This window comes from Rhodomicrobium sp. Az07 (genome assembly GCF_018619475.1).
Taxonomy (GTDB): Bacteria; Pseudomonadota; Alphaproteobacteria; order Rhizobiales; family Rhodomicrobiaceae; genus Rhodomicrobium.
Genome location: NZ_JAHFZG010000043.1, coordinates 1 through 962 on the forward strand (window position 1 = coordinate 1; position 962 = coordinate 962).

A 962-nucleotide genomic window follows, 5' to 3' on the forward strand; every position below is an offset into this window, starting at 1 on the left:
GGCCGAGGTTGTGTGAGAAGTCCAGCTTTGGAACAGTGAATCTGCCTAGACTCTCCTCGCAAGGCGGCGAGGAGGATTCGATGACGAGCTTTGTGCGCGGGGCGGATCGCACTCAGGGAACGATGTTTCCTGAGCGGCTTGAAGACTATGTCGCCGAGGACAACCCTGTTCGGGTGATCGACTTCTTCGTCGATCAGTTGGATCTTGGCCAGCTCGGCTTCTGGCGCGTTCGGCCGAAGCTCACAGGAAGACCCGCCTATGCTCCGGCGGTCCTGTTGAAGATCTACGTTTACGGCTACCTCAACCGCGTACCATCGAGCCGCCGGCTTGAACGGGAATGCCAGCGTAACGTCGAGGTGATGTGGTTGACGGGCTGCCTGGCGCCGGATTTCAAGACGATCGCCGATTTTCGCAAGGACAACGGCCCGGCCATCCGTAAAGTCTGCCGCGAATTCATCGTGGTATGCGGGCGCGCCGGGCTGCTCGCGGCGACCACGGTCGCCATCGACGGCAGCAAGTTCAAGGCGGTCAACTCGCGCGATCGGAACTTCACGCAAACCAAGGTGGCCAAGCGGCTGGAGCAGATCGAGGCGAGCATCGAGCGCTATTTGTCGGAACTTGAAACCGCCGACCGCCAGCCGTCGACGCCCGAAATCAAGCGCACCCGGCTCAAGGGCAAGATTGACAGGCTGAAGCAGGAAATCGAGCGCATGGAAGCGATCGAGGCGCAGCTTGCGAGTGCGAAGGACACGCAGATTTCGCTGACCGATCCCGATGCGCGCTCGATGCAGGGAACGGGCAAAGCAACCGGGACCGTCGGTTATAATGTGCAATGCGCCGTCGAGATGGATCATCATCTCATCGTTGCTCATGACGTCACGAACGCTGTCCATGACCGCCACCAGCTCTCCAGCATGGCCGGACAGGCCAAGGAAGCTCTTGGCGCCGAAGCCATCGAGGCC

At 60.6% G+C, this 962-nt stretch carries 1 protein-coding gene; it reads left to right on the plus strand.

Features of this window, described 5'->3' with window-relative positions:
* Nucleotides 1–80: 80 nt before the first annotated feature.
* The coding region (locus tag KKP04_RS15245) for an IS1182 family transposase (protein ID WP_215033530.1) at nt 81–962 on the plus strand (882 nt) is incomplete at its 3' end.